Genomic DNA, 21041 nt, shown 5'->3' with positions numbered 1-21041 from the left:
TACCTCTTCAGGGCTGCAGGGGGTTTTTGATTTGGTATTCCTGGGTCCAGGAAACCTCGCCGCCGTTGAGGGTGCGCACAAACCAGGTTACCTGGGCGCGCCAGTTCAGGGGTGCCCCTTGATTCAGATGTTCCACAGCAACCCTGCCGTCCAGGCTAAAGCGGAAGGGCTCAGACTTTTTAGAAAGGTACTGAACCTGGCCGTCCTGGGAAACCTCCTTACCCTCCGGAATCTCCACGCCAACGAACCCGCTTCCCAAGGAAGCCCCGGCGAAGACCTCGTTCCCGGAATCGTCCACCACCACGTACTCGTACCGCTCCAAATACCCCCCCGGGGCGCCAGGAGCCACCTGGACATAGGCGTTGTTACCGACCACGGTGATCTTTCCTTGGTCGTCCACCTCGTAGCCAAGCTGGGGTGGGTCCAAAAGCACCCGGTAGGGTTGCTGGAAAAACACGTCCGAACAAGCCGAAAATGCCAAAGCCAACACCAAACCCATGAGGAGCTGGTAGCCTTTCATAATCACCCCATCATCTCCTCTCTCCACTTGGGATTGAGTATAGCAAAAGAAAGCCGCGTGAGCCCCGCCAAGAAGTCCACGTTCTCCACCGCCACCTCCTTGGGCACCTCGAGGACCACCGGGGCGAAGTTCAGGATCCCCTTGATCCCCGCCGCCACCAGAAGGTCCGCCGCCTCCTGGGCCGCCTCCCGCGGCACGGTGAGGAGGGCGATTTCAATGCGCCCCGGCACCCGTTGGGGCAGGAGGTCCACGGGCTCAATCACCCCGCCCCGCACCGGGCGGCCCACCTTCTCCGGGTCCACGTCAAAGAAGCCCCTGAGCTCAAAGCTCTCCCCAAACCCCGGGTAGTCGGCGAGGGCGCTCCCCAGGCGGCCCATGCCCACGATGCAAAGCCCCCACTTACGGTTTAGGCCCAGGATGTGGCGGAGCTCCCGCTTGAGGACGGGGACGGTGTACCCCACCCCCCGGGTGCCGTAGGAGCCGAAGTAGGAGAGGTCCTTCCGCACCTGGAAGGCGGTCACCTGGGCCTCCTCCGCCAGCTGCTCGGAGCTCGTGCGGTGGATGCCCTTGGCCTCCAGCTCCTCCAGGATGCGGAGGTAGGTCACCAGGCGGCTTATGGCGGCGCTAGGGACCTTCATCGCACCTCCAAGGCCTGGAGGCCCAAGGCCTCTATCCGGGCCCTGAGGGCCTCCTTTTCCTCCGGGGCCACCGGCCCCACCCGAACCCGGTAGACCCCGTCCTTGACCAGGACCACGGGAAGCCCCATCTCCTTGAGCTTATTCGCCAGGGCCAGGGCGTTTTCCTCCTTCTGGAAGGCACCCACCTGCAGGTAGAGGCCCTCCTGGGGAGGGGAGGCCGGGGCCTGGCCGCGGTAAACCTGGGCCCCGTAGCCGGAAAGGGCCTGGGCCACCCGTCTCGCCTCCTCCTCGCTGCGGTAAGGGCCCACCACCACCCGGGTAAGGCTCCCCGAGGCCTCGAGGCGCACGGGGTACCCCTTGGCGGCGAGCTCCCGGCTGAGCCGGGCGGCGTTTTCCGGGTTGGCGAAGGCCCCCACCACCACCCGAAAGCTCCCCTCGGGCAAGGGCTTGGCCGGGGCCGGGGCAGGGGGTTTGGCCTCGGGGGCGGGTTCAGGCCTGGCCGGGGGCGCCTCCTCGGGCGCCTGGGGCAGGGGGATCACCGTGACCACGGGCTCCGGGGCCTTAGGGGAAGGCGGGCTTTCCGCCGGGGCGGTCTGGACCGGGGCCGGAGCGGGCTGGGCCTGGGGGCGGGCGAAGGGGTTGACCCCCGTGAGGTAGAGGACAATCCCCGCCGCCACCAAGGCGATGAGGAGAAAGATCAGAGCGTCCAGCCAGTTTTCCTTAAGCCAGCCCATCCTACCTCCCGAGAAGGGCCCGGGCCTCCTTGGAGCCCAAGGCCGCGGCCTGCCGCAGGGCGCGCTCCGCTTCTCCCTCCCGGTTCAAGCCCTTCAGGGCCAGGCCCAGGTTGTACCAGGCGGCGGCCTCCTTGGGGAGGCGCTGGAGCACCTCGCGAAGCACCACCTCCGCCTCGCCGAAGCGCCCCAGGGCCACCAGGGCGGCGGCCAGGTTCACCCCCACCTGGGGGTCCCGCCCGGCCTCGTAGAGGGGACGGAGCACCCCCACCGCCTCCTCGGCCCTCCCGAGCTCCAGGAGGAGGGCGCCCTTAAGGGCCTGGACCTCGGGGGTGGATAGCCCTTCCAGAAGCCTCAAGGCCTCCTCCTTCTTGCCCAGGAGGTAGGCCGCCTGGGCCTTCAGGAAGGTCCCAGGAGGCCCCGCCTCCCCGGCGTAGCGGTAGGCGCTTTGGGGGTCGCCCAGGCGCAGGTAGGCCGCCGCCAGGGCCTGGGCCACCTCGGGCTCGGGGCTTGCGCGGTAGGCGGCGAGGAGGGGGGCCAAGGCCCCCTTGGCGTCCCCGGCCCGAAGCCGGATCTGCCCCAGGTGGAAGGCGGCCTCCCAAAGGCCGGGGTCAAGGGCGTAGGCCTCCTTCAAGAGGGGCTCGGGGGCCTCGGAGAGGAGGGCCTTGCGGAGGAGGAGCCTGGCCCGCGCCTTCCCCTCCACCTGGGCCAGGCCCCGGTCCAGCTCCCGTAGGGCCCTGCCCTTCAGCCCCTCCTCCGCCAGGATGCGGGCGAGAAGCTCCCAGGCCTCCGCCGCCTTGGGGTCTTGGTTGACCACCCCGTAGAGGACGGGCGCGGCCTCCGCCCGGCTTCCCGCGGCGTAGAGGGCCTGGGCCAGGGCCAGGCGGAAAGCCAGGCTCCGCTCGGGGGAAAACCCCTTCTTCAAGGCCTCCGCCGCCTCCTTGGCCTTGCCCGCCTGGCCGAGGGCGGCGGCCAGGGCCAGGTAGGCCTCCTCGGTGGGCTTCAAGGAGACCGCCTTCTGGAAGGCCTCCGCCGCCTCCTCGGGCTTTCCCAAGCGCAGGTAGACCTGGCCCAGGTTGAAGTGGCCCTCGTAGCGGTCGGGGAAGACCCGGAGCATCTGGTCAAAGGCGAAGCGGGCCTCCTCCAGGCGGCCCGCCCGGAAGAGGGCCACGCCCAGGCCCAGGTGGGCCTCGAGGCGGCGGTAGTCCTGGGCCAGCACCTCTTCATAGGCCAAGGCCGCCTGGGCGTAGTTCCCCGCGCGCAAAAGGGCCTCCGCCTCCTCCAGGGAAGCCGCCAGGGCCAGGCCCAAGAGGGGAAGGAGCACAACCAAGGGTTTCGTCATAAGGGCCTCCCAACCCGTCGTTGCCCTCAGCATACCACGGCGCTATCCTAGAAAGCGTGGGGCCAGCCGAGGAAAAGCCCCTGAACCTGGACGCCCCCCGCGTCCTGGTGCTCAACGCGGGGTACGAGGTGCTGGGCCTCGCCAGCATCAAGCGGAGCGTGCTTTTGGTGCTTTCGGGAAGCGCGGAGATGCTCTCGGAAAGCGGCCGCTACCTCCACACCCCCTCCACCAAGATCCCCGTCCCCAGCGTCATCCGCCTCAAGCGCCTGGTGCGGCGGGGACCGAGCCGCATCCCCTTAAACCGCAGGAACGTCCTCCGGCGGGACCGGTACACCTGCCAGTACTGCGGCCGCCAGGGAGGGGAGCTCACCGTGGACCACGTCCTCCCCAAAAGCCGCGGGGGCAAACACACCTGGGAGAACCTGGTGACCGCCTGCCGGGCCTGCAACCTCAAGAAGGGGGACCGCACCCCTGAGGAGGCGGGGATGCGCCTCCTGAGGCCCCCGAAAAGCCCCCGCCTTCCCCTCTTCCTCTCCGACCTCAAGGGGATTCCCCCGGACTGGGAGCCCTACCTCAAGGCCTTCCTGCCCTAAGCGCCCACCGCCGCCTCGCGGGATGCCCTGGGGTGGCGTTAGCGCCGCACGCTGAGGAGGACCGCCAGGAGGACCAAACCCGCCCCCAGGTAGCCCAAAGGGGAAAGCACCTCGCGGAAGAAGAGGAAGGCGAAGAGGTTGGCCACCACGGGCTCGAGGGTGGCGAGGACGCTCGCCCGGGTGGCGGGAAGCCGCCTGAGCCCAGCGTAGTAGGCCAGATAGGCCCCATAGGTGGAAAAGGTCCCCAAAAAGAGGAGGGCGTAGAGGGCCTTAGGGCTCAAAGGGGCGAAGTCCACAAAAGGCAGAAGCCCTAAAGCCCCCACGGGCAGAGCGTAGAGGAAGAGGGTAGGGGTGGCGTAGCGGGGCAGGTAGAGCTTGCCGAAGATGTAGTAGAGGGCGTAGGTGAACCCCGAAAGCAGGCCGAAGAAGAGGGCGGGCCAGAGGGCCTTCACCTCGCTTCCCCCGCCCAGGCCCATGAGGGCCACCCCGAGGAGGGTGAGGGCCACGGAGAAAAGCCCCAGGGCGTCTAATGGCTCCCGCAAGACCAGGCGGGAGAGCAGGGCCACCCAGGCCGGGGCGGTGTAGAGGAGGACCGAGGCCAAGGCCGCCCCCCCAAACCCCACCGCGAGCTGGTAGGCCCCGTAGAAGAGGGACACCCCCACCAGGCCGAAGAGGAGGAGGACAGGAAGGTCCCGGGGGGCCACCCGCACCTGGCGCAGGGCCAGGGCGTGGAGGGCGAAAAAGGTCCAGGCGATCCCCGCCCGGAAGAAGGCCACCTGAAGGGGAGGAAGGCCCTCCTGGAAGGCCAGGCGGCTCACCGGGCCCAGAAGGCCCCAAAGGGAGGCGGCAAGGAGGAGGTAAAGGTAGCCCATGGGGGCAGTGTATAATCCCCCCGGTGCCCTTATGGAGGTCAAGGCATGAGCGCACGCAACCTCTTCGCCCTCCTGGTGCTCCTCCTCCTCGCCCTCTTCGCCTGGCTCAACTGGGGGGAGATCACCAAACCCACCTCCCTTTCCCTGGGGCTCACCCGGGTGGAGGCCCCCTTGGGGCTCGTGCTGGTGGTGGCCCTGGGGGTGCTCACCCTCCTCTACCTCGTCTTCACCATCGGCCTGGAGACCGCCGCCCTCCTGGAGGTCAAGCGCTACGCCCGGGAGCTCCTCCACTACAAGAAGCTGGCCGAGGACGCGGAGCAAAGCCGCTACACCGAGCTCAGGCGCTACCTCGAGGCCGAGTTCGCCCGCCTCGCCGAGGCGGAACGGGAGGAGATCCGGGCCCTAGAGGCCAGGGTGGAAGAGCTTTTGGAGAAGCACGGGAACACCCTGGCGGCCTATATCGGGGAGCTTGAGGACCAGCTCCTCCGCCTCCTCGGGCGAAGGGAGGGCCCCGAAGGCTAAGTGCCCGCACCTTGATTTCGCCACATGGGACGCCGGAGGTAGGGCTTTGCGAAGGCTCTTTCGGGGCCCCCGCTCTGGCTTGTGCCAGAGCGGGGTACTTAAGTCTCTAGGTTGATTCCGCACCCCAGGGCGCCCGAACCAAGGCTGGAGGGGGCCCTTTGGGGGCCCCCATGCTGGCGCAAGCCAGCATGGGGTAGCCTTACTCCACCAGCTCCACCAGGGCCAAGGGCGCCCCGTCCCCGCGGCGGCGCTCCGCCAGCTTGAGGACCCGGGTGTACCCCCCGGGGCGGCTTTGGTACTTGGGGGCGATCTCGTCAAAGAGCTTGCGCACGAGCTTCACGTCCTGAAGGTCCCTAAGGACCAGCCTGCGGGCGTGGAGGTCCCCCCGCTTGGCCAAGTGGATCAGGTGGTCCACGAAGCCCGTAAGCTCCTTGGCCTTGGGCACGGTGGTGGTGATGCGGCCGTGCAGGAGGAGGCTTTTGGCCTGGTTGCGGAAAAGAGCCAGGCGGTGGGAAGAGTGGCGGTTCAGCTTCCTTCCAGACTTGAGGTGGCGCATGGTCTCACTCCTTTAGGGTAAAGCCCCGCTTGGCCAAGGCCTCGCGGATCTCCTCGAGGCTCCTTTCCCCGATGCCGGGGATGTTCCTCAGGTCCTTGAGGTTGAGGGCCAGAAGGGCCCGCACGGACTCAATCCCTTCCTCCTTGAGGCTGTGGAGGACCCGGGTGGAGAGGCCGAGCTCCTCCAAGGGGAGGTCCAGCTCCTCCTTCTCCTCCCGCTCCTGCGGGGGCTCGGCGGTGGGAAGGGCGGGGGCCATCTGGGGGCTTGCGAAGTAGGAGAGGTGCTCCTGGAGGATGGCCACGGCCTGGTTCAGGGCCTCGAGGGGGGTGATGGAGCCGTCCGTCCAGATCCTGAGGGTGAGCTTGTCCAGGTCCGTGCGCTGGCCCAGGCGGGTGTCCTCCACCTGGAAGGCCACCCGGCGCACCGGGGAGAAGAGGGCGTCCACGGGGATGGCGTTGATGCGGTCCTTGATGCCGTGGCGCTCCGCGGGCACATACCCCACCCCCCGGTCCACCCGCACCTCCATGTAAAGCCTCCCCCCCTCCTCCAGGGTGGCGATGTGGAGGTCCGGGTTCAGGATCTCCACCTCGGCGGAAGGGGTGAAGTCCGCGGCCTTCACCGCCTTGGGGCCCTCGGCCCTGAGGACCAGGGTAGCGGTCTGCATCCTGGGGTCCAGGAAGCGCACCACCAGCTCCTTGAGGTTCAAGACGATCTCCACCACGTCCTCCTTCACCCCGGGGATGGTGGAGAACTCGTGGAGGACGTCCTCAATGTAGACGCTGGTGACCGCGGTCCCCGGGATGGAGGAAAGGAGGATGCGCCGCAGGGGGTTTCCCAGGGTGACCCCGAAGCCCCGCTCCAGGGGCTCCAGGACGAACTCCCCGTACTCCCGCCCCTGGGTGCGCACCGTGAACACCGGGGCTTTGAGCTTGCTCTCTAGCATAGGCCTCCTTGCCGGCCAGGGACTACCTGGAGTAGAACTCAATCACCAGCTGCTCGTTCACGGGAAGGGCCAGCTCCTCCCGGTCGGGGAGGCGCAGGAACTTGCCCTTCATCCCCTCCACGTCCAGGGAGAGCCAGGGGCCCACCTTGCGCCCCTTCATGGCCTCGATGTTCTCCCGGATGAAGGCCAGGTTCTTGCTCCCCTCGGCGATGGCGATCTCGTCCCCGGGCTTCACCCGGTAGGCGGGCAGGTCCACCCTGCGGCCGTTCACCGTGATGTGGCCGTGGCGCACCATCTGCCGGGCCTGGCGGCGGCTTTGGGCGAAGCCGAGGCGGTAGACCACGTTGTCCAGGCGGGACTCCAAAAGGCCCAGGAAGACCGCGCCCGTGACCCCCTTCTTGCGGCTCGCCTCCTCAAAGAGGTTGCGGAACTGGGTCTCGGAGATCCCGTAGATGCGGCGGAGCTTCTGCTTCTCGCGAAGGCGAACGGCGTAGTCGGAGGGGCGCCGGGTGCGGCGCTGCCCGTGCTGGCCCGGGGGGTAGGGGCGGCGCTCCATGGCGCACTTGGGGCTGTAGCACCTCTCCCCCTTCAGGTAAAGCTTGACCCCTTCCCGACGGCAAAGGCGGCAAACTGGTCCGATGTAACGACCCATCTTCTACTCCTTACGAGGCCTTGCGGAACTTCTTCTTGGGCCGGCAGCCGTTGTGGGGCACGGGGGTGTCGTCCACGATGGACTTCACCTGGAGGCCGGAGGCCTGGAGGGCCCTTATGGCCTGCTCCCGGCCCGCCCCGGTGCCCCGGACCACCACGTCCACGCTTTGCATGCCGTAGGCCATGGCCTTCTTGGCGGCGTCCATGGCCGCAAGCTGGGCCGCGTAGGGGGTGCCTTTGCGGCTCCCCTTGTAGCCGATGACCCCGCCCGAGGACCAGGTGATGGGGTTGCCCTCGGGGTCGGTGATGGTGACGATGGTGTTGTTGTAGGAGGCGTGGATGTAGGCCTTCCCGTTCGCCACCTGCCGCTTGACCTTTTTCTTCGTCGCTTTTTTGGCCATACTCTCCCTCTCGGAGTATCCGCTGGCCCTAAAGGCTTACTTCCTCGGGGCCTTCTTCTTGCCCGCCACGGTCTTGCGGGGACCCTTGCGGGTACGGGCGTTGGTGCGGGTGCGCTGGCCCCGCACCGGCAGGCCCCGGCGGTGCCGGAGGCCGCGGTAGCAGCCGATGTCCATGAGGCGCTTGATGTTGGCCGCCACCTCCGCCCTAAGCTCCCCCTCCAGCTTCCAGGTGTTCTCCACGTACTCGCGGAGGCGCACCACCTCGGCCTCCGTGAGGTCCTTCACCCGGGTGGCGGGGTTGATCCCCGTCTTCTCCAGGGCCTCCTTGGCCCGGGCAGGCCCGATGCCGTAGATGTAGGTGAGGGCCACGTCCACCCGCTTGTTCCTGGGAATCTCTACGCCTGCGATCCTCGCCACGTTCCCTCCTTAGCCCTGGCGCTGCTTGTGCTTGGGGTTCTCGCAGATCACGTAAACCCGGCCGTGCCGGCGCACCACCTTGCACTTCTCGCACATCCTTTTGACCGACGCCCGTACCTTCATCGCGCCTCCTACTTGCGGTAGACGATCCTTCCCCGCGTGGGGTCGTAGGGGGTGATCTCCACCACCACCCGGTCCCCGGGCAGGATGCGGATGTAGTGCACCCGCATCTTGCCCGAGATGTAGGCCAAAACCTCCGGCCCCGAGTCCAGCTTCACCCGAAAGGTGGCGTTGGGCAAAGCCTCGGTGACCACGCCTTCCGCCCGAATGGTGTCCTTCTCCTTCGCCATACCCCTCCTACCGCGCCCGCACCAAGGGAACCCCGGTGAGAAGCTCCGGGCCTTCCTCCGTCACCAAGACGGTGTTCTCGTAGTGGGCGGCGAGGTTGCCCTGCCCGGCGCTCGCCGTCCAGCCATCTTCCAATATTACCACAGGGGCTGGCCTCAAGGTGACCATGGGCTCGAGGGCCAGGGTCATCCCGGGCCGGATCTTGGGGCCGGTTCCGGGCTTACCGAAGTTGGGAAGCTGGGGGTCCTCGTGGATCTCCCGGCCCACCCCGTGGCCCACGAACTCCCGCACCACCCCGTAGCCCCGGCTTTCCAGGAAGGTCTGCACCGCGTGGGCCACGTCCCCGATGCGGAAGCCCGGGCGGAGGTACTTCATCCCCTCCCAGAAGGCGGCCTCCGTATCCCGGATGAGCCTCTCCGCCTCCGGCGAGACCCGGCCCACGGGGAAAGTGCGGGCCATGTCCGCGGCGAAGCCCCCGTAGATGAGGCCCACGTCCACGGAGAGGATGTCCCCCTCCTTCAGGGGCTCCTCCGAGGGGATGCCGTGGACCACCACCTCGTTCACCGAGGTGCACAAGGTGGCGGGAAAACCGTAGAGCCCGAGGAAGGCGGGCTTGGCCTTGCGCTTCCTTATGGCCTCGTAGGCGATCCGGTCCAGCTCCTTGGTGGTGACGCCCGGGGCCACGTGGCGGCCCACCTCCTCCACCACCTCGGTGAGGAGGGCCCCCGCCTCCCGCATGCGCTCAATCTCCCAGGGGCTTTTCAGCTTGATGGCCATCAGATCCCCAGGGCCGCCCGGATGCGGGCGTAGACCTCCTCGGGGGTGCCGAGGCCGTCCACCCGCCGCAAGACCCCCTTCTTCTCATAGTAGTGGACCAAGGGCTCGGTCTTCTCCCGGTAGACCTCGAGGCGGCGCCTTATGGTCTCCTCGTTGTCGTCGGAGCGGCCCTCCAGCTCCGCCCGCCGGAGGAGGCGCCGCACCAGCTCCTCCTCCGGCACCTCCACCAGGACCACGCCAAGAAGCCTTGTGCCGGTCTCCGCCAGGAGGCGGTCCAGGGCCTCCGCCTGGGGCAGGGTGCGGGGAAACCCGTCCAGGATGACCCGGTCGGCCAGCTCCTCCCGGATGAGGGCCAGGATGAGCTCGTCCGGCACCAGGTCCCCCCGGTCCATGATGGGCTTCACCTGCTGGCCCAAGGGGGTCCCCCGGGCCACGTGGTCCCGGAGGATGTCCCCGGTGGAAAGCTTCTTGAAGGAAAGTTCCTCCGCGAGCCTCGCCGCCTGGGTGCCCTTCCCCGCCCCCGGCGGCCCCAAGAAGATCACCGCTTCCCCCATCCCGCCTCCTTAGCGCGTGCGGCCGCGGATGCGGCCCTTGGAGAGGAACCCTTCGTAGTTCCTCAGCATGAGCTGGCTCTCCACCTGCCTTAGGGTGTCCAGGGCCACCCCCACCACGATGAGGAGGCCGATCCCCGAGAAGGCGATGCTCTTCACCCCGGTGAGGTTCTGGATGATCTGGGGAAGGGCCGCCACCAGGCCCAGGAAGAGGGCCCCCCAGAGGGTGAGGCGGGAGACGATGTGCTCCAGGAACTTCACCGTGGGCTCCCCCGGGCGGATCCCCGGGATAAAGCCCCCGTACTCCCGCAAGGACTCGGCGATGCGCTTGGGGTCAAACTGCACCGCGGTGTAGACGTAGGTGAAGAGGACGATGAGGACCACCTCTATGAGGAGGCCGGAAAGGTGGGTGGGGTTGAAGAAGTTGGCGATGGCCTGGAGCACGGGGTTGTCCTGGAAGGGGGCCGTGAGGAAGATGGGGATCTGCAGGATGGCGGCGGCGAAGACGATGGGGATCACCCCGGCGGCGTTCAGCTTGATGGGGATGTAGGTGGCCTGCCCCCCGTAGACCCTGCGCCCCACCACCTTGCGGGCGTACTGCACGGGGATGCGGCGCTCCGCCTGCTGTACCGCGGCCATGCCCGCGAAGGCCAGGACGATGAAGGCCAGGAAGAAGAGGAAGGCCACCAGGTTGACCTCCCCGGTGCGGATGAGGCCGATGGTGCGCAGGAGCTGGGGGAGCCAGTCCACCACGATCCCCGCGAAGATGATCATGCTGGTGCCGTTGCCGATCCCGTACTCGGTGATGCGCTCCGCCATCCAGAGGAGGAGGGCGATGCCCGCCACCTGGGTGACCACCACCACCAGCCAGAAGAAGGGCCCCGGGGACCAGCCGGGAAGGAGGAAACGCCCCCCTTCAGCCCCCAGAAAAGCCGTGGCCAGGAAGAAGCCCTGGAAGGCCCCCAGAGCGATGCCGCCGATGCGGGTGTACTGGTTGATGATGCGGCGGCCCTCCTCCCCCTCCTTGGAGAGCTTCTCCAGCGCGGGCACCACCGTGATCAGAAGCTGCATGATGATGGCCGCGGTGATGTAAGGCATGATCCCCAGGGCGAAGATGGAAAAGCGCTCAAAGTTCCCCCCGGAGAAGAGGTTGATGATGCCGAACACCCCTCCCTGGGTGGTGCGCAGAAACTCCTGGATCTTGTCCAGGTCCACCCCCGGGGTGGGGATAAAGGCCCCGAGGCGGTAGGCCGCGAGCACCAAGAGGGTGAAGAGGACGCGCTGGCGAAGCTCGGGGATCTGGAGGGCGCTCCGGAAGGCCTTGAGCATGCTAAGCCTCCAGGAGAACGGCCTCGCCGCCCGCGGCCTTCAGCTTCTCCAGGGCGCTCTTGGAGAAGGCGTGGGCCACCACCTTGAGGGCCTTGGCCTCCCCCTCGCCCAGGATCTTGAGGCGGTGCCCCTTCTTCAGGATGCCCGCCCGCACCAGAAGCTCCGGGGTCACCTCGCCCTCAAAGCGGGCAAGGTCCTTCAGGTTCACCCCCTGGTACTTGGGGCGCTTGATCTCCCCGGGCACCTGGCCCTGCATGCCCCGCTTGGGCAGGCGCATGAGGGTGGTAGAGCGCCCGCCCTCAAAGCGGCGGGGGTCCTTGAGGCCGCCGGAGCGGGACTTCTGGCCCTTGTGGCCGCGGGTGGCCGTCTTGCCGTGGCCGGAGCCGGGGCCCCGGCCCACCCGCTTGCGCCGCTTGTTGGCCCCGGGGTTGGGCTTGAGGTCCGTAAGCTTCATTCCAGCACCTCCACCTGGAGGAGATGGGCCACCTTGCGGACGTTGCCGCGGATGGCCGGGGTGTCCTCCAGAATCCTTTCCCTCTGCAGCTTGGTCAGCCCCAAGGCCTTGAGGGCCGCCTTCTGGTCCTTGGGGTAGCCGATGGGGCTTTTCACCAGCTTCACCTTGAGCCTGGCCATCACTCCTCCCCGCCCTTCCTGAGGCGCCGGACGTCCTCCTTGGTCTGGAGCTGCCTCAGGGCCTCCATGGTGGCGTAGGCGATGTTGATGGGGTTGCGGCTCCCCAGCTCCTTGGTGAGGATGTCGGTGACCCCGGCAAGCTCCAGGATGGCCCGGGGCACCGCCCCCGCGATGACCCCGGTGCCGGGGGCCGCGGGCTTCAGGAGGATCTTGGAGGCCCCGTACTCCACCTCAATCTCGTGGGGAATGGTGCCGTTTTGCAAGGGCACCTCCACCAGGTTGCGCCGGGCGTAGTAGCCCGCCTTCTGCACCGCCAGGGGGACCTCCTTGGCCTTGCCCAGGCCCAGGCCCACCCGGCCCTGCCGGTCCCCCACCACCACCAAGGCGCCGAAGCGGAAGCGGCGTCCGCCCTGGTAGGTCTTGGCGGTGCGCCGCACCAGGATCATTTTCTCCTCAAAGTCGGTCTCGGGCATGGTCCCTCCTTAGAACTCGAGGCCCCCCTCCCGGGCCCCCTCGGCCAGGGCCTTCACCCGGCCGTGGTACTTGTAGGGGCCGCGGTCAAAGGCCACCTGCTTGATCCCCAAGGCCAAGGCCTTCTCCGCCAAGGCCCGGCCCACCTGGCGGGCCACCTCGGTCTTGTTGCCCTTGAGCTTCAGGGCCAGGCTGGACTCGGCCACCAGGGTATGCCCCTTCTCGTCGTCAATGATCTGGGCGTAGATGTGCTTGAGGCTCCGGAAGACGGAGAGGCGGAGCCTGCCCGTGCGCTTGATGCGGTTGCGCACCCGGAACTTGCGGCGCTCGTAAGCGGTTAGCCGTGCCATGCTTCCCCCTACTTCTTGGCCCCGGCCTTGCCGGGCTTGAGGCGGACGGGCTCGCCCGCGTAGTAGATGCCCTTCTCGTGGTAAGCGCTGGGCTTCTTCACCGCGCGGATGTTCGCGGCCACCTGGCCCACCTTCTGCTTGTCAATGCCCAAAACCCGGATGCGGGTGGGCTCGGGCACCTCAAAGGTGATGCCCTCCGGGGGCTCCACCACCACGGGGTGGCTGAAGCCCACGGTGAGCTCCACCGCCCGCCCCACGAGCCGGGCGCGGTAGCCGATGCCCTTGATGAGGAGCTCCTTGCTGTACCCCTCGGAGACCCCCTTGACGGCGTTGGCGATCAGGGTGCGGGTCAGGCCGTGGAGGCTCTTGTGGCGGCGCTCGTCCGAGGGGCGCTCCACCCGGACCAGGCCCTCCTCCACCACCACCCGCATCTCCGGGGAAACGGGGACCTGGAGCTCGCCCTTGGGGCCTTTCACCTTCACAAGCCCCGGGGCCACCTCCACCTGTACCCCTTTGGGAAGGGGAATGGGAAGCCTGCCGATCCTAGACATCACCACACCTCGCAGATGAGCTCGCCGCCCACGCCGAGCTTCCTCGCCTCACGGTCCGTGAGCACGCCCTTGGGCGTGGAGAGGATCGCGATGCCCAGGCCCCGGCGCACGCGGGGGATCTCCTTAACCCCTACGTACACCCGGCGGCCAGGCCGGCTGATGCGGCGGATGTGCTTGATGACCTGCTCGGGCCTGGGGTCAGGCCCCTGGCGACGGGGACCGTACTTCAGGTGGATGCGAAGCACGGGCTTGCCGTCCACCTCCACCCGCTCGTAGCCCTTGATGAACCCTTCCCGCGCCAGGATTTTCAGGATCTCCTCCTTGAAGCGCGAGGCGGGCACCTCGGTGCTCTCCTTGTAGACCCGGGTGGCGTTGCGGATCCGGGTCAGCATGTCGGCGATGGGGTCCGTAAGCATTTCCTCTCTCCTTTTACCTCACTCCTGGACCATGCGGTCTCGAGGGAACCCCCCCGACCGGCCACGGCCTACCAGCTGGCCTTCTTCACCCCGGGAAGCTGCCCCTTGTGGGCGAGCTCCCGCAGGCAGAGCCGGCATAGCCCGAAGTAGCGGTAGACGCTCCTGGCCCTCCCGCACCGCACACAACGGGTGTAGGCCCGCACCTTGAACTTCGGGGTCCGCTTGGCCTTCTCGATCAGCGCTTTCCTCGCCATGCTCGCCTCACTTGCGGAAGGGGAAGCCCAGAAGCTCCAGAAGGGCCTTGGCCTCCTCGTCGGTCTTGGCGGTGGTGACCACCGCGATGTCCATCCCCCGGAGGGCGTCCACCATGTCGTAGGTGATCTCTGGGAAGATGAGCTGCTCCTTCAGGCCCAGGTTGTAGTTGCCCCGGCCGTCAAAGCTCGTGGGGCTCACCCCGCGGAAGTCGCGGATGCGGGGAAGGGCCACGTTGAGGAGCTTTTCCAAGAAGATCCACATGCGGTCCCCGCGCAGGGTGACCCGAAGACCGATGGGCATGCCCTTGCGGAGCTTGAAGTTGGAGATGGACTTCTTGGCCCGGGTGATGGCGGGCTTCTGCCCGGTGATGAGGGCGAGCTCCCGGGCCGCCTTCTCCAGGATGCGGGCGTCCTCCTTGGCCTCGCCCAAGCCCTGGTTGACCACCACCTTCTCTAGCCTCGGCACCTCCCAGATGTTCTGGTACCCGAAGCGGCGGATGAGCTCGGGGCGGACCTCCTCGTAGTACTTCCTCTTCAGGGCAACGTCCAGGGGCATCTCATTCCTCCACGTCCAGGGAACCGCCGCACTTGGCGCAGACCCGGATCTTCTTGCCGTCCTCCAAAAGCTTCTTCCGCACCCGGGTGGGCTTGCCGCAGGCGGGGCAGATGGGGCGGACCTTGGAGACGTGCAAGGGGGCTTCCTTCTCAATGAAGCCGCCCTGGGGGTGCTGGGGGCTCACCCGGACCGCCTTCTTGACGAGGTTGACCCCCTCCACGATGACGGCCTGCCGCCTGGGTAGGACCTGCTTCACCTTGCCCACCCGGCCCTTGTACTTCCCGGAGGCCACCAGCACGGTGTCCCCCTTCTTCACGTGCACCTTGGCCCGCATCAGAGCACCTCCGGCGCCAGGGAGACGATCTTCATGAAGCCCTTCTCGCGAAGCTCCCGGGCCACCGGGCCGAAGACCCGGGTGCCTCGAGGCTCCAGCTGGTTGTTGATGATCACCGCGGCGTTGTCGTCAAAGCGGATGGCCGAGCCGTCGGGGCGCTTCACCTCCTTCTTGGTGCGCACCACCACCGCCTTGACCACGTCCCCTTCCTTCACCGCCCCCCGGGGGATGGCCTCCTTGACGCTGGCCACGATCACGTCCCCCACGGTGGCGTACTTGGCGTTGGAGCCCTTGAGGACGCGGATGCACATGATCTTGCGGGCCCCGGTGTTGTCGGCCACCTCCAGGTAGGTCTGCGGCTGGATCATGCCTTACCTCCCCGCTTGGAAAGGCTCCCGTAGTTCTGGCGGCGCACCAGGTACTTCTCCACCAGGTCCATGCGCCCCCCCTCCACCAGGCGGAGCACCCGGAAGCGCTTGCGCTTGGAGACGGGGCGGGACTCCACGATCTCCACCACGTCCCCAACCTTGTAGCGCTCCTCGGGGTCGTGGGCCAGGTACTTCTTGGAGCGCTTGATCACCTTGCCGTAGAGGGGGTGGGGGAACTGGCGCTCCACCAGGACCGTGACGGTCTTCTGCATCTTGTCGCTCACCACCACCCCGGTCAGGACCTTCTTAGGCATTCTGCCTCCTCTTCTCGTTCAAGACCGTAAGGAGCCTGGCGATCTGGCGCTTGAGGTCCTGGATCTTGTGGTTCTGGGAAAGCTGGCCGATGGAGGCCTGGAAGCGGAGCTCCATGAGCTCCCGCTTCTTCGCCCGCACGAGCTTCTCCAGCTCCACCGGGGAGAGCTTCCGGGCCTCCTCCAGCTGCTTCCTCGCCTCACTGAGCTTCATCGTAGGCGTCCCTCCTCACGATCTTGGTCTGGATGGGGAGCTTGTGCCCCGCGATGCGCAGGGCCTCGAGGGCCTGCTCCTCCGTGACCCCGGCCACCTCAAACATCACCCGGCCCGGCTTCACCACGGCCACGTACCCCTCCACGTTGCCCTTGCCCTTACCCATCCGCACCTCCAGGGGCTTCTTGGTGTAGGGCTTGTCGGGGAAGATGCGGATGAAGATCTTCCCCCCGCGGCGGAAGTGGCGCACCATGGCCACACGGGCGGCCTCAATCTGCTGGGCGGTGATCCAGGCAGGCTCCAGGGCCACGAGGCCATAGTCCCCGAAGGCCACGTAATCCCCACCCTTGGTGGCCCCCTTCATCCGGCCCCGGTGCTGCTTACGGTACTTCATGCGCCTGGGCATCAGCATGGCCTACTCCTCCTTCTTTACCCGCACGGCGGGGCGGCGGCGGCGGGGCCTCTCCTCGGCCTTGGGCCCCTCGAGGCGGGCCTTGGCCTTCTGGCCGCCGATCACCTCCCCCAGGAAGACGTACGCCTTGACCCCCAGCACCCCGTAGGTGGTGCGGGCCAAAGCGAAGCCATAATCTATGTTAGCACGCAGGGTCTGGAGGGGCACCCGGCCCTCCGCGGCCCACTCCGTGCGGGCCTGCTCCGCTCCGCCGATGCGGCCGGAGACGATGACCTTGGCCCCCTTGGCCCCCGCCTCCATCACCCGCTGCACCGCCTGCTTGATGGCCCGGCGCACGGCGAAGCGGCGCTCAATCTGCTCCGCCACCCGCTGGGCCACGAGGGGGGCGGAGAGGTTGGGGTTTTGGATCTCCTGGACGTTTAAGGCCACGTTCTTGCCGGTCATCTTGGCGAGGGCGTCCCGCAGGACCTTGATCTTCTCCCCGCCCCGGCCGATCACCACCCCGGGCTTGGCCACGTGGACGGTCACGGCCACGTTGTCCGCCGCCCGCTCAATGTCCACGCGGGCCAGGCCCGCAGGGTAAAGCTCCTTGGTGAGGTAGTTGCGAATCTCCTGGTCCTCCCAAAGGAGGTGGCGGTACTGCTTCTTGCCGGCGTACCAGCGGGACTCCCAGTCCCGGGTGATGCCGAGCCGGAACCCGATGGGGTGGATTTTATTTCCCATGCTTCTCCCCCAGGATCACCGTGATGTGGCTGGTCTTCTTCTTCATGATGTCCGCCCGGCCCCGGGCCCTGGGCAGAACCCGCTTGAGGGCCGGCCCCTCGTCCACGTAGGCCGCCTTCACGTAAAGCCGGTCCTCCAGCATGTCGTGGTTGTTCACGGCGTTGGCGGCGGCGGACTCCAGCACCTTGGCCACGTGGTAGGCCCCCCGCTTGTTGGTGTAGCGGAGGATGGCGCGGGCCTCCTCGAGGCTCTTCCCCCGGATCAGGTCCACCACCAACCGGACCTTTCTGGGGGCGATGCGCACGTAACGGGCTATGGCTTTCGCTTCCATGGCTACTTCTTCTTGGTGGCCTTGGCCTCTTTGCCGTGCCCCCGGTAGGTGCGGGTGGGCGCGAACTCGCCCAGCTTGTGCCCCACCATGTTCTCGGTGATGTAGACGGGCACGTGCTGCTTGCCGTTGTAGACCGCGATGGTGTGGCCCACCATCTCGGGGACGATGGTGGAGCGGCGGCTCCAGGTCTTGATGAGCCGCTTCTCCCCCTTGGCGTTGAGCTCCAGGACCTTCTCCAGGAGGTGGTCGTCTACGAAAACGCCCTTTTTCAAGCTACGCGGCATGGCTCACCTCACTTCTTCCGCCGGGCGAGGATGAAGCGGCTGGAGGGCTTGCGCCGCTTCCTGGTCTTAAGCCCCTTGGTCTGCCAGCCCCAAGGCGAGGCCGGGGGCCGTCCCCGGGGCGCCCGCCCCTCGCCACCGCCGTGGGGGTGGTCCACCGGGTTCATGGCGGCGCCGCGCACGTGGGGCTTGCGCCCGAGCCAGCGGGTGCGGCCCGCCTTGCCCAGGACGATGTTCTTGTGGTCGGCGTTGCCCACGGCGCCGATGGCGGCGTAGCACTCCCCGTGCACTTTGCGAAGCTCCCCCGAGGGCAGGCGCAGGATCACGTAATCCCCCTCGCGGCCCTGGATCTGGGCGCTGGTGCCCGCGGAACGGGCGAGCTTGGCCCCCTGCTTGGGCACGAGCTCCACGGCGTGCACCACGGTACCCACGGGGATGAAGCGCAAGGGGAGGGCGTTGCCCACTTGGATGGGCGCGTCCGGCCCCGCCACCACCTGCTGCCCCACCTGCAGGCCCTCCGGGGCGAGGATGTAGCGCTTTTCCCCGTCCACGTAGTGCAGGAGGGCGATGCGGGCCGAGCGGTTGGGGTCGTACTCAATGGCCGCCACCTTGGCGGGGATGCCCGCCTTGTCCCAGCGCTTGAAGTCAACGATGCGGTACAAGCGCTTGTGGCCGCCCCCGCGGAAGCGCACGGTGATGCGGCCCTGGTTGTTGCGGCCCCCCGTCTTCTTTAGGGGAACGACCAGGGACTTCTCGGGCTCCGTCTTGGTGATCTCGGAGAAGTCGGCCACCGTCATGAAGCGGCGGCTTGGGGTGTAGGGTTTGAACTTCTTGATGCCCATTCTTTCCTCCCTTGCCGGATCAGGGCCGGGCTCCCTTTCCCGGCGGGGTCTAGATGAGGCCCTCCAAGGCCTCAATCCTCTGCCCGGAGGCCACCTGCACGATGGCCTTCTTGCGGTCGGGGCGCTTGCCCAGGTAGCGGCCCAGGCGCTTCTTCTTGCCCCGCACGTGGAGGGTGTTCACCCCCACCACCTTCACCTTAAAGGCCTCCTCCACCGCCCGCTTGATCTCGGACTTGGTGGCCTTGGGGTGCACCCAGAAGGTGTACTTGCCCTGAGCGAAGCCGGCGTAGGCCTTCTCGGAAAGCACTGGGGCCAGGATGATGTCGTAGGCGGTCTTCATTCCTTACCTCCCAGGCGCTCCTGGAACGTTTCCCAGGCCTTCAGGTCCATCACCAGGCGCTCGGTGCGCAGGATGTCGTAGACGTTGAGCCCTTGGGGGGCCAGGGTGACCACCCAGGGGAGGTTGCGGGCGGCGCGGCGGACCAGCTCGCTTTCCGCCACCAGAAGGACGCTTTCGGAGCCGTCCAGGCCCGCGGCCTTGGCCCAGGCCAGGAACTCCTTGGTCTTGCCGTTGACCCCGGCGAAGTCCTCCACCAGAAGGAGCTTCCCCTCCTTGGCCCGGTCGGCCACGGCCATGGCCAGGCCCGCCCTCCGCACCTTCTTGGGCAGGGTGTAGCTGTAGTCCCGGGGCTTGGGCCCGAAGACAGTCCCCCCGCCCACGAAGATGGGGGCCCCGATGTCCCCGTGGCGGGCCCGGCCGGTGTGCTTCTGGGGGTAGATCTTGCGGCTGGAGTAGGCCACCTCGCCCCGGGTCTTGGTGCTGGCGGTGCCCCGGCGGCGCTTGGCCAGCTGCCAGCGCACCACCTCCCAGAGGAGGTGGGGGTTCACCTCCTGGGGTAGGTCGGCGGCAAGCTCCCGCTTGCCGAGAGAGGAAAGCACAGGAATCTGGTACACGGCCATACCCTCCTTCACTTGGCCACCTTCTTGGCCTCCCGCACCACCAAGAGGCCCCCGTTGGGCCCGGGAACGGCGCCTTTCACCAGGAGGAGGTTCTCCTCGGGAAGGACGTCCACCACCTCGAGGTTCTGCACCGTTACCCGCTCGGCCCCGTAGTGGCCCGCCATCTTCTTGCCCTTGTAGACCCGGCCCGGGGTCTTGCGGTTGCCGATGGAGCCCGGATGCCGGTGAATCTTGTGGGCGCCGTGGGAGTCGGGGCCGCCCGCAAAGTTCCAGCGCTTCATGACCCCCGCGGTACCCCGCCCCTTGGAGGTGCCGGTCACGTCCACCCTCTCACCGGGCTGGAAGATCTCCACGGTCACCACGTCGGCCTCGGGGTTGAAGCCGCGGATCTCCTTGAGGATGCGCACGGGCTGGACCCCGGCCTTGGCGAAGTGCCCCTTCATGGGCCGGTTGACCCGCTTGGGCTTCTGGGGAAGGAACCCCAGCTGCACCGCCAGGTAGCCGTCCTTCTCCGGGGTGCGGCGCTGCACCACGGGACAGGGCCCCGCCAGGATGACGGTCACGGGGATGGCCCGGTCTTCCTTGTAGACCCGGGTCATGCCCACCTTCACGCCCAGGATGCCCTTCACTTGCCACCTCCCACGGTCTTGATCTCAATCTCCACGCCGGTGGGCAGGTCCAAGGCCATGAGGCTCTCTATGGTCTTGCGGTTGGGGTTGAGGATGTCCACCAGACGGTGGTGGGTGCGGAGCTCAAAGTGCTCCCGGGAGTCCTTATGCTTAAAAGGCCCCCGGATCACGGTGAACCGCCGCACCCGCGTAGGCAAGGGCACGGGCCCTGACACCTGGGCCCCGGAACGCCTTGCGGCCTCCACGATCCTTTGGGCCGAGGCGTCCAGGGTCTTGTGGTCAAAGCCCCGTAGCTTGATGCGGATCTTGGGCATGCCTCACCTCACTCCAGGATCTTGGTGACCACGCCGGCGCCCACGGTGCGGCCGCCTTCCCGGATGGCGAAGCGGAGCCCCTCCTCCAAGGCCACCGGCTTGATGAGCTCCACCGTGAAGGTCACGTTGTCCCCGGGCATCACCATCTCCACCCCCTGGGGCAACTCCACCACCCCCGTCACGTCCGTGGTCCGGAAGTAAAACTGCGGCCGGTACCCCGTGAAAAACCCCGTGTGCCGCCCACCCTCCTCCTTCTTCAAGACGTACACCGAGGCCTCAAACTTCGTGTGCGGGGTAATGCTCCCAGGCTTCGCCAACACCTGCCCCCGCTCCACCTCCTCCCGGCTCACACCCCGCAAGAGCACCCCCACGTTGTCCCCAGCAATCCCCTCCTGCAGGGTCTTCCGGTGCATCTCCACACCCGTCACCACCGTCTTCCGCGTCTCCGGAGCAAGGCCCACGATCTCCACCTCGTCCCCAACCTTCACCTTGCCCCGCTCAATCCGCCCCGTGGCCACCGTCCCACGGCCCGTAATGGTGAACACGTCCTCCACCGGCATCAAGAACGGCTTGTCCACGTCCCGCACCGGCGTGGGAATGTACTCGTCAATGGCGTCCAAAAGCTCCCAAATCCGGTCCACCCACTCGTTCTCCCCTCGCTTCGTCTGGGGGTTCTTGTGCATCTGCTCAAGGGCAAGCAACGCGCTCCCCCGGATCACCGGCACCTCGTCCCCAGGGAACTCGTACTGGTTGAGGAGGTCCCGCACCTCCATCTCCACCAGGTCCAGTAACTCGGGGTCGTCCACCATGTCCACCTTGTTCATGAACACCACGATGTACGGCACCCCCACCTGGCGCGCCAGCAAGATGTGCTCCCGGGTCTGCGGCATCGGCCCGTCC

At 67.4% G+C, this 21041-nt stretch carries 39 protein-coding genes; 2 read left to right on the top strand and 37 right to left on the bottom strand.

Annotated features, from left to right (window positions below; all coding sequences use genetic code 11):
• Window positions 1-7 precede the first annotated feature (7 nt).
• The 4 genes from BLP62_RS00195 to BLP62_RS00180 are packed head-to-tail and all read right to left on the bottom strand — an operon-like array spanning window position 8 to window position 3231.
• Window positions 8-520 (bottom strand): hypothetical protein, encoded by a 513-nt coding sequence (locus tag BLP62_RS00195; protein WP_093004678.1) that lies wholly within the window; start codon window positions 518-520, stop codon window positions 8-10.
• Window positions 521-522: 2 nt separating this feature from the next.
• Window positions 523-1158 (bottom strand): redox-sensing transcriptional repressor Rex, encoded by a 636-nt coding sequence (locus BLP62_RS00190; RefSeq protein ID WP_093004675.1) that lies wholly within the window; start codon window positions 1156-1158, stop codon window positions 523-525.
• A complete protein-coding gene (locus BLP62_RS00185; protein ID WP_093004672.1) occupies window positions 1155-1892 on the bottom strand; it encodes an SPOR domain-containing protein in 738 nt (245 codons plus the stop codon). The genes BLP62_RS00190 and BLP62_RS00185 overlap by 4 nt, the downstream gene beginning before the upstream one ends.
• Before the next feature lies 1 nt (window position 1893).
• Window positions 1894-3231, bottom strand: coding sequence for a tetratricopeptide repeat protein (locus BLP62_RS00180; protein WP_093004669.1), 1338 nt, complete (start codon window positions 3229-3231; stop codon window positions 1894-1896).
• A gap of 80 nt (window positions 3232-3311) precedes the next feature.
• Here BLP62_RS00180 and BLP62_RS00175 point away from each other — a divergent pair, with 80 nt between their 5' ends.
• Complete coding sequence (locus BLP62_RS00175) at window positions 3312-3824, top strand: HNH endonuclease (RefSeq protein ID WP_093004976.1); 513 nt, start codon at window positions 3312-3314, stop codon at window positions 3822-3824.
• A gap of 38 nt (window positions 3825-3862) precedes the next feature.
• Here the strand turns inward: BLP62_RS00175 and BLP62_RS00170 are convergent, their stop codons facing one another.
• Window positions 3863-4696, bottom strand: a complete 834-nt coding sequence (locus BLP62_RS00170) for a DMT family transporter (protein WP_093004666.1) — start codon at window positions 4694-4696, stop codon at window positions 3863-3865.
• Between the two features lie 45 nt (window positions 4697-4741).
• Here BLP62_RS00170 and BLP62_RS00165 point away from each other — a divergent pair, with 45 nt between their 5' ends.
• Window positions 4742-5218, top strand: a complete 477-nt coding sequence (locus BLP62_RS00165; protein WP_093004663.1) for a DNA cytosine methyltransferase — start codon at window positions 4742-4744, stop codon at window positions 5216-5218.
• A gap of 199 nt (window positions 5219-5417) precedes the next feature.
• Here BLP62_RS00165 and rplQ read toward each other — a convergent pair whose 3' ends face one another.
• From rplQ to BLP62_RS00005, 32 genes are all read right to left on the bottom strand, one after another.
• Entirely contained in the window at window positions 5418-5774 is a 357-nt protein-coding gene (gene rplQ / locus BLP62_RS00160) for a 50S ribosomal protein L17 (RefSeq protein ID WP_093004660.1), read from the bottom strand.
• Window positions 5775-5778: 4 nt separating this feature from the next.
• Window positions 5779-6717 carry a DNA-directed RNA polymerase subunit alpha gene (locus BLP62_RS00155; RefSeq protein ID WP_093004657.1) on the bottom strand — a complete coding sequence of 313 codons (939 nt, stop codon included), beginning with the start codon at window positions 6715-6717 and terminating at the stop codon, window positions 5779-5781.
• A 22-nt stretch (window positions 6718-6739) separates the two neighbouring features.
• Entirely contained in the window at window positions 6740-7369 is a 630-nt protein-coding gene (gene rpsD, locus BLP62_RS00150) for a 30S ribosomal protein S4 (protein ID WP_093004654.1), read from the bottom strand.
• A 10-nt stretch (window positions 7370-7379) separates the two neighbouring features.
• Entirely contained in the window at window positions 7380-7769 is a 390-nt protein-coding gene (gene rpsK / locus BLP62_RS00145) for a 30S ribosomal protein S11 (protein WP_093004651.1), read from the bottom strand.
• Window positions 7770-7805: 36 nt separating this feature from the next.
• Entirely contained in the window at window positions 7806-8186 is a 381-nt protein-coding gene (gene rpsM / locus BLP62_RS00140) for a 30S ribosomal protein S13 (protein ID WP_039458154.1), read from the bottom strand.
• Window positions 8187-8195: 9 nt separating this feature from the next.
• Entirely contained in the window at window positions 8196-8309 is a 114-nt protein-coding gene (rpmJ, locus tag BLP62_RS00135) for a 50S ribosomal protein L36 (protein WP_003043944.1), read from the bottom strand.
• Window positions 8310-8317: 8 nt separating this feature from the next.
• Window positions 8318-8536, bottom strand: a complete 219-nt coding sequence (gene infA / locus BLP62_RS00130; RefSeq protein ID WP_093004648.1) for a translation initiation factor IF-1 — start codon at window positions 8534-8536, stop codon at window positions 8318-8320.
• Window positions 8537-8543: 7 nt separating this feature from the next.
• A complete protein-coding gene (gene map / locus BLP62_RS00125) occupies window positions 8544-9311 on the bottom strand; it encodes a type I methionyl aminopeptidase (RefSeq protein WP_093004645.1) in 768 nt (255 codons plus the stop codon).
• Window positions 9311-9865: an adenylate kinase gene (locus BLP62_RS00120; RefSeq protein ID WP_093004642.1), complete on the bottom strand. Its 555-nt coding sequence runs from the start codon at window positions 9863-9865 to the stop codon at window positions 9311-9313. The genes map and BLP62_RS00120 overlap by 1 nt, the downstream gene beginning before the upstream one ends.
• A 9-nt stretch (window positions 9866-9874) precedes the next feature.
• Window positions 9875-11191, bottom strand: a complete 1317-nt coding sequence (gene secY, locus BLP62_RS00115) for a preprotein translocase subunit SecY (protein ID WP_093004638.1) — start codon at window positions 11189-11191, stop codon at window positions 9875-9877.
• A 1-nt stretch (window position 11192) separates the two neighbouring features.
• Window positions 11193-11645: a 50S ribosomal protein L15 gene (gene rplO / locus BLP62_RS00110; protein ID WP_093004635.1), complete on the bottom strand. Its 453-nt coding sequence runs from the start codon at window positions 11643-11645 to the stop codon at window positions 11193-11195.
• Window positions 11642-11824 carry a 50S ribosomal protein L30 gene (gene rpmD, locus BLP62_RS00105; protein WP_093004632.1) on the bottom strand — a complete coding sequence of 61 codons (183 nt, stop codon included), beginning with the start codon at window positions 11822-11824 and terminating at the stop codon, window positions 11642-11644. Before rpmD ends, rplO begins: the two co-directional genes overlap by 4 nt.
• Window positions 11824-12297, bottom strand: a complete 474-nt coding sequence (gene rpsE, locus BLP62_RS00100; RefSeq protein WP_093004629.1) for a 30S ribosomal protein S5 — start codon at window positions 12295-12297, stop codon at window positions 11824-11826. Before rpsE ends, rpmD begins: the two co-directional genes overlap by 1 nt.
• A 9-nt stretch (window positions 12298-12306) precedes the next feature.
• Window positions 12307-12645, bottom strand: a complete 339-nt coding sequence (gene rplR / locus BLP62_RS00095) for a 50S ribosomal protein L18 (protein ID WP_093004626.1) — start codon at window positions 12643-12645, stop codon at window positions 12307-12309.
• 8 nt (window positions 12646-12653) lie between these two features.
• A complete protein-coding gene (rplF, locus tag BLP62_RS00090; RefSeq protein WP_093004623.1) occupies window positions 12654-13196 on the bottom strand; it encodes a 50S ribosomal protein L6 in 543 nt (180 codons plus the stop codon).
• On the bottom strand, window positions 13196-13612 hold the full coding sequence (gene rpsH / locus BLP62_RS00085; protein ID WP_014514886.1) for a 30S ribosomal protein S8: 417 nt from the start codon (window positions 13610-13612) through the stop codon (window positions 13196-13198). The genes rplF and rpsH overlap by 1 nt, the downstream gene beginning before the upstream one ends.
• Before the next feature lie 68 nt (window positions 13613-13680).
• Window positions 13681-13866 carry a type Z 30S ribosomal protein S14 gene (locus BLP62_RS00080; RefSeq protein ID WP_018111303.1) on the bottom strand — a complete coding sequence of 62 codons (186 nt, stop codon included), beginning with the start codon at window positions 13864-13866 and terminating at the stop codon, window positions 13681-13683.
• Window positions 13867-13873: 7 nt separating this feature from the next.
• Window positions 13874-14422 carry a 50S ribosomal protein L5 gene (rplE, locus tag BLP62_RS00075; protein WP_093004620.1) on the bottom strand — a complete coding sequence of 183 codons (549 nt, stop codon included), beginning with the start codon at window positions 14420-14422 and terminating at the stop codon, window positions 13874-13876.
• 1 nt (window position 14423) lies between these two features.
• Window positions 14424-14756, bottom strand: coding sequence for a 50S ribosomal protein L24 (rplX, locus tag BLP62_RS00070; protein ID WP_093004617.1), 333 nt, complete (start codon window positions 14754-14756; stop codon window positions 14424-14426).
• Entirely contained in the window at window positions 14756-15124 is a 369-nt protein-coding gene (gene rplN / locus BLP62_RS00065; RefSeq protein ID WP_003043914.1) for a 50S ribosomal protein L14, read from the bottom strand. The genes rplX and rplN overlap by 1 nt, the downstream gene beginning before the upstream one ends.
• Window positions 15121-15438 (bottom strand): 30S ribosomal protein S17, encoded by a 318-nt coding sequence (gene rpsQ, locus BLP62_RS00060; protein WP_093004613.1) that lies wholly within the window; start codon window positions 15436-15438, stop codon window positions 15121-15123. The genes rplN and rpsQ overlap by 4 nt, the downstream gene beginning before the upstream one ends.
• The gene (rpmC, locus tag BLP62_RS00055; protein ID WP_093004610.1) at window positions 15431-15649 is read right to left on the bottom strand and encodes a 50S ribosomal protein L29; all 219 of its coding nucleotides are present in this window, start codon (window positions 15647-15649) and stop codon (window positions 15431-15433) included. Before rpmC ends, rpsQ begins: the two co-directional genes overlap by 8 nt.
• Window positions 15636-16061, bottom strand: coding sequence for a 50S ribosomal protein L16 (gene rplP, locus BLP62_RS00050; protein WP_093004607.1), 426 nt, complete (start codon window positions 16059-16061; stop codon window positions 15636-15638). Before rplP ends, rpmC begins: the two co-directional genes overlap by 14 nt.
• A gap of 3 nt (window positions 16062-16064) precedes the next feature.
• Window positions 16065-16784: a 30S ribosomal protein S3 gene (rpsC, locus tag BLP62_RS00045; protein ID WP_093004604.1), complete on the bottom strand. Its 720-nt coding sequence runs from the start codon at window positions 16782-16784 to the stop codon at window positions 16065-16067.
• Window positions 16774-17115: a 50S ribosomal protein L22 gene (gene rplV / locus BLP62_RS00040; RefSeq protein ID WP_093004601.1), complete on the bottom strand. Its 342-nt coding sequence runs from the start codon at window positions 17113-17115 to the stop codon at window positions 16774-16776. The genes rpsC and rplV overlap by 11 nt, the downstream gene beginning before the upstream one ends.
• Before the next feature lie 2 nt (window positions 17116-17117).
• A complete protein-coding gene (gene rpsS / locus BLP62_RS00035; RefSeq protein WP_011173711.1) occupies window positions 17118-17399 on the bottom strand; it encodes a 30S ribosomal protein S19 in 282 nt (93 codons plus the stop codon).
• Window positions 17400-17407: 8 nt separating this feature from the next.
• The gene (rplB, locus tag BLP62_RS00030) at window positions 17408-18238 is read right to left on the bottom strand and encodes a 50S ribosomal protein L2 (RefSeq protein ID WP_093004597.1); all 831 of its coding nucleotides are present in this window, start codon (window positions 18236-18238) and stop codon (window positions 17408-17410) included.
• A 49-nt stretch (window positions 18239-18287) separates the two neighbouring features.
• Window positions 18288-18578 (bottom strand): 50S ribosomal protein L23, encoded by a 291-nt coding sequence (locus tag BLP62_RS00025; protein WP_093004594.1) that lies wholly within the window; start codon window positions 18576-18578, stop codon window positions 18288-18290.
• Window positions 18575-19198, bottom strand: a complete 624-nt coding sequence (gene rplD / locus BLP62_RS00020; RefSeq protein ID WP_241374107.1) for a 50S ribosomal protein L4 — start codon at window positions 19196-19198, stop codon at window positions 18575-18577. Before rplD ends, BLP62_RS00025 begins: the two co-directional genes overlap by 4 nt.
• A gap of 8 nt (window positions 19199-19206) precedes the next feature.
• The gene (rplC, locus tag BLP62_RS00015; RefSeq protein WP_093004591.1) at window positions 19207-19827 is read right to left on the bottom strand and encodes a 50S ribosomal protein L3; all 621 of its coding nucleotides are present in this window, start codon (window positions 19825-19827) and stop codon (window positions 19207-19209) included.
• Window positions 19824-20141: a 30S ribosomal protein S10 gene (rpsJ, locus tag BLP62_RS00010; protein ID WP_093004588.1), complete on the bottom strand. Its 318-nt coding sequence runs from the start codon at window positions 20139-20141 to the stop codon at window positions 19824-19826. Before rpsJ ends, rplC begins: the two co-directional genes overlap by 4 nt.
• 8 nt (window positions 20142-20149) lie before the next feature.
• Window positions 20150-21041: elongation factor Tu (locus tag BLP62_RS00005; protein WP_093004972.1), on the bottom strand; the 892-nt coding region annotated here is incomplete at its 5' end.

Source organism: Thermus arciformis (genome assembly GCF_900102145.1).
GTDB lineage: Bacteria > Deinococcota > Deinococci > Deinococcales > Thermaceae > Thermus > Thermus arciformis.
The sequence above is the reverse complement of the archived record's forward strand: the minus strand, read 5'-3'. Positions and strand labels throughout refer to the sequence as shown.

What these genes read in the sequence shown, in the direction of transcription:
- BLP62_RS00195 (WP_093004678.1), bottom strand. Translation starts at nt 520, where the DNA reads ATGAAAGGCTACCAGCTCCTCATGGGTTTGGTGTTGGCTTTGGCATTT.
- BLP62_RS00190 (WP_093004675.1), bottom strand. Translation starts at nt 1,158, where the DNA reads ATGAAGGTCCCTAGCGCCGCCATAAGCCGCCTGGTGACCTACCTCCGC.
- BLP62_RS00185 (WP_093004672.1), bottom strand. Translation starts at nt 1,892, where the DNA reads ATGGGCTGGCTTAAGGAAAACTGGCTGGACGCTCTGATCTTTCTCCTC.
- BLP62_RS00180 (WP_093004669.1), bottom strand. Translation starts at nt 3,231, where the DNA reads ATGACGAAACCCTTGGTTGTGCTCCTTCCCCTCTTGGGCCTGGCCCTG.
- BLP62_RS00170 (WP_093004666.1), bottom strand. Translation starts at nt 4,696, where the DNA reads ATGGGCTACCTTTACCTCCTCCTTGCCGCCTCCCTTTGGGGCCTTCTG.
- BLP62_RS00165 (WP_093004663.1), top strand. Translation starts at nt 4,742, where the DNA reads ATGAGCGCACGCAACCTCTTCGCCCTCCTGGTGCTCCTCCTCCTCGCC.
- rplQ (WP_093004660.1), bottom strand. Translation starts at nt 5,774, where the DNA reads ATGCGCCACCTCAAGTCTGGAAGGAAGCTGAACCGCCACTCTTCCCAC.
- BLP62_RS00155 (WP_093004657.1), bottom strand. Translation starts at nt 6,717, where the DNA reads ATGCTAGAGAGCAAGCTCAAAGCCCCGGTGTTCACGGTGCGCACCCAG.
- rpsD (WP_093004654.1), bottom strand. Translation starts at nt 7,369, where the DNA reads ATGGGTCGTTACATCGGACCAGTTTGCCGCCTTTGCCGTCGGGAAGGG.
- rpsK (WP_093004651.1), bottom strand. Translation starts at nt 7,769, where the DNA reads ATGGCCAAAAAAGCGACGAAGAAAAAGGTCAAGCGGCAGGTGGCGAAC.
- rpmJ (WP_003043944.1), bottom strand. Translation starts at nt 8,309, where the DNA reads ATGAAGGTACGGGCGTCGGTCAAAAGGATGTGCGAGAAGTGCAAGGTG.
- infA (WP_093004648.1), bottom strand. Translation starts at nt 8,536, where the DNA reads ATGGCGAAGGAGAAGGACACCATTCGGGCGGAAGGCGTGGTCACCGAG.
- map (WP_093004645.1), bottom strand. Translation starts at nt 9,311, where the DNA reads ATGGCCATCAAGCTGAAAAGCCCCTGGGAGATTGAGCGCATGCGGGAG.
- BLP62_RS00120 (WP_093004642.1), bottom strand. Translation starts at nt 9,865, where the DNA reads ATGGGGGAAGCGGTGATCTTCTTGGGGCCGCCGGGGGCGGGGAAGGGC.
- secY (WP_093004638.1), bottom strand. Translation starts at nt 11,191, where the DNA reads ATGCTCAAGGCCTTCCGGAGCGCCCTCCAGATCCCCGAGCTTCGCCAG.
- rplO (WP_093004635.1), bottom strand. Translation starts at nt 11,645, where the DNA reads ATGAAGCTTACGGACCTCAAGCCCAACCCCGGGGCCAACAAGCGGCGC.
- rpmD (WP_093004632.1), bottom strand. Translation starts at nt 11,824, where the DNA reads ATGGCCAGGCTCAAGGTGAAGCTGGTGAAAAGCCCCATCGGCTACCCC.
- rpsE (WP_093004629.1), bottom strand. Translation starts at nt 12,297, where the DNA reads ATGCCCGAGACCGACTTTGAGGAGAAAATGATCCTGGTGCGGCGCACC.
- rplR (WP_093004626.1), bottom strand. Translation starts at nt 12,645, where the DNA reads ATGGCACGGCTAACCGCTTACGAGCGCCGCAAGTTCCGGGTGCGCAAC.
- rplF (WP_093004623.1), bottom strand. Translation starts at nt 13,196, where the DNA reads ATGTCTAGGATCGGCAGGCTTCCCATTCCCCTTCCCAAAGGGGTACAG.
- rpsH (WP_014514886.1), bottom strand. Translation starts at nt 13,612, where the DNA reads ATGCTTACGGACCCCATCGCCGACATGCTGACCCGGATCCGCAACGCC.
- BLP62_RS00080 (WP_018111303.1), bottom strand. Translation starts at nt 13,866, where the DNA reads ATGGCGAGGAAAGCGCTGATCGAGAAGGCCAAGCGGACCCCGAAGTTC.
- rplE (WP_093004620.1), bottom strand. Translation starts at nt 14,422, where the DNA reads ATGCCCCTGGACGTTGCCCTGAAGAGGAAGTACTACGAGGAGGTCCGC.
- rplX (WP_093004617.1), bottom strand. Translation starts at nt 14,756, where the DNA reads ATGCGGGCCAAGGTGCACGTGAAGAAGGGGGACACCGTGCTGGTGGCC.
- rplN (WP_003043914.1), bottom strand. Translation starts at nt 15,124, where the DNA reads ATGATCCAGCCGCAGACCTACCTGGAGGTGGCCGACAACACCGGGGCC.
- rpsQ (WP_093004613.1), bottom strand. Translation starts at nt 15,438, where the DNA reads ATGCCTAAGAAGGTCCTGACCGGGGTGGTGGTGAGCGACAAGATGCAG.
- rpmC (WP_093004610.1), bottom strand. Translation starts at nt 15,649, where the DNA reads ATGAAGCTCAGTGAGGCGAGGAAGCAGCTGGAGGAGGCCCGGAAGCTC.
- rplP (WP_093004607.1), bottom strand. Translation starts at nt 16,061, where the DNA reads ATGCTGATGCCCAGGCGCATGAAGTACCGTAAGCAGCACCGGGGCCGG.
- rpsC (WP_093004604.1), bottom strand. Translation starts at nt 16,784, where the DNA reads ATGGGAAATAAAATCCACCCCATCGGGTTCCGGCTCGGCATCACCCGG.
- rplV (WP_093004601.1), bottom strand. Translation starts at nt 17,115, where the DNA reads ATGGAAGCGAAAGCCATAGCCCGTTACGTGCGCATCGCCCCCAGAAAG.
- rpsS (WP_011173711.1), bottom strand. Translation starts at nt 17,399, where the DNA reads ATGCCGCGTAGCTTGAAAAAGGGCGTTTTCGTAGACGACCACCTCCTG.
- rplB (WP_093004597.1), bottom strand. Translation starts at nt 18,238, where the DNA reads ATGGGCATCAAGAAGTTCAAACCCTACACCCCAAGCCGCCGCTTCATG.
- BLP62_RS00025 (WP_093004594.1), bottom strand. Translation starts at nt 18,578, where the DNA reads ATGAAGACCGCCTACGACATCATCCTGGCCCCAGTGCTTTCCGAGAAG.
- rplD (WP_241374107.1), bottom strand. Translation starts at nt 19,198, where the DNA reads ATGGCCGTGTACCAGATTCCTGTGCTTTCCTCTCTCGGCAAGCGGGAG.
- rpsJ (WP_093004588.1), bottom strand. Translation starts at nt 20,141, where the DNA reads ATGCCCAAGATCCGCATCAAGCTACGGGGCTTTGACCACAAGACCCTG.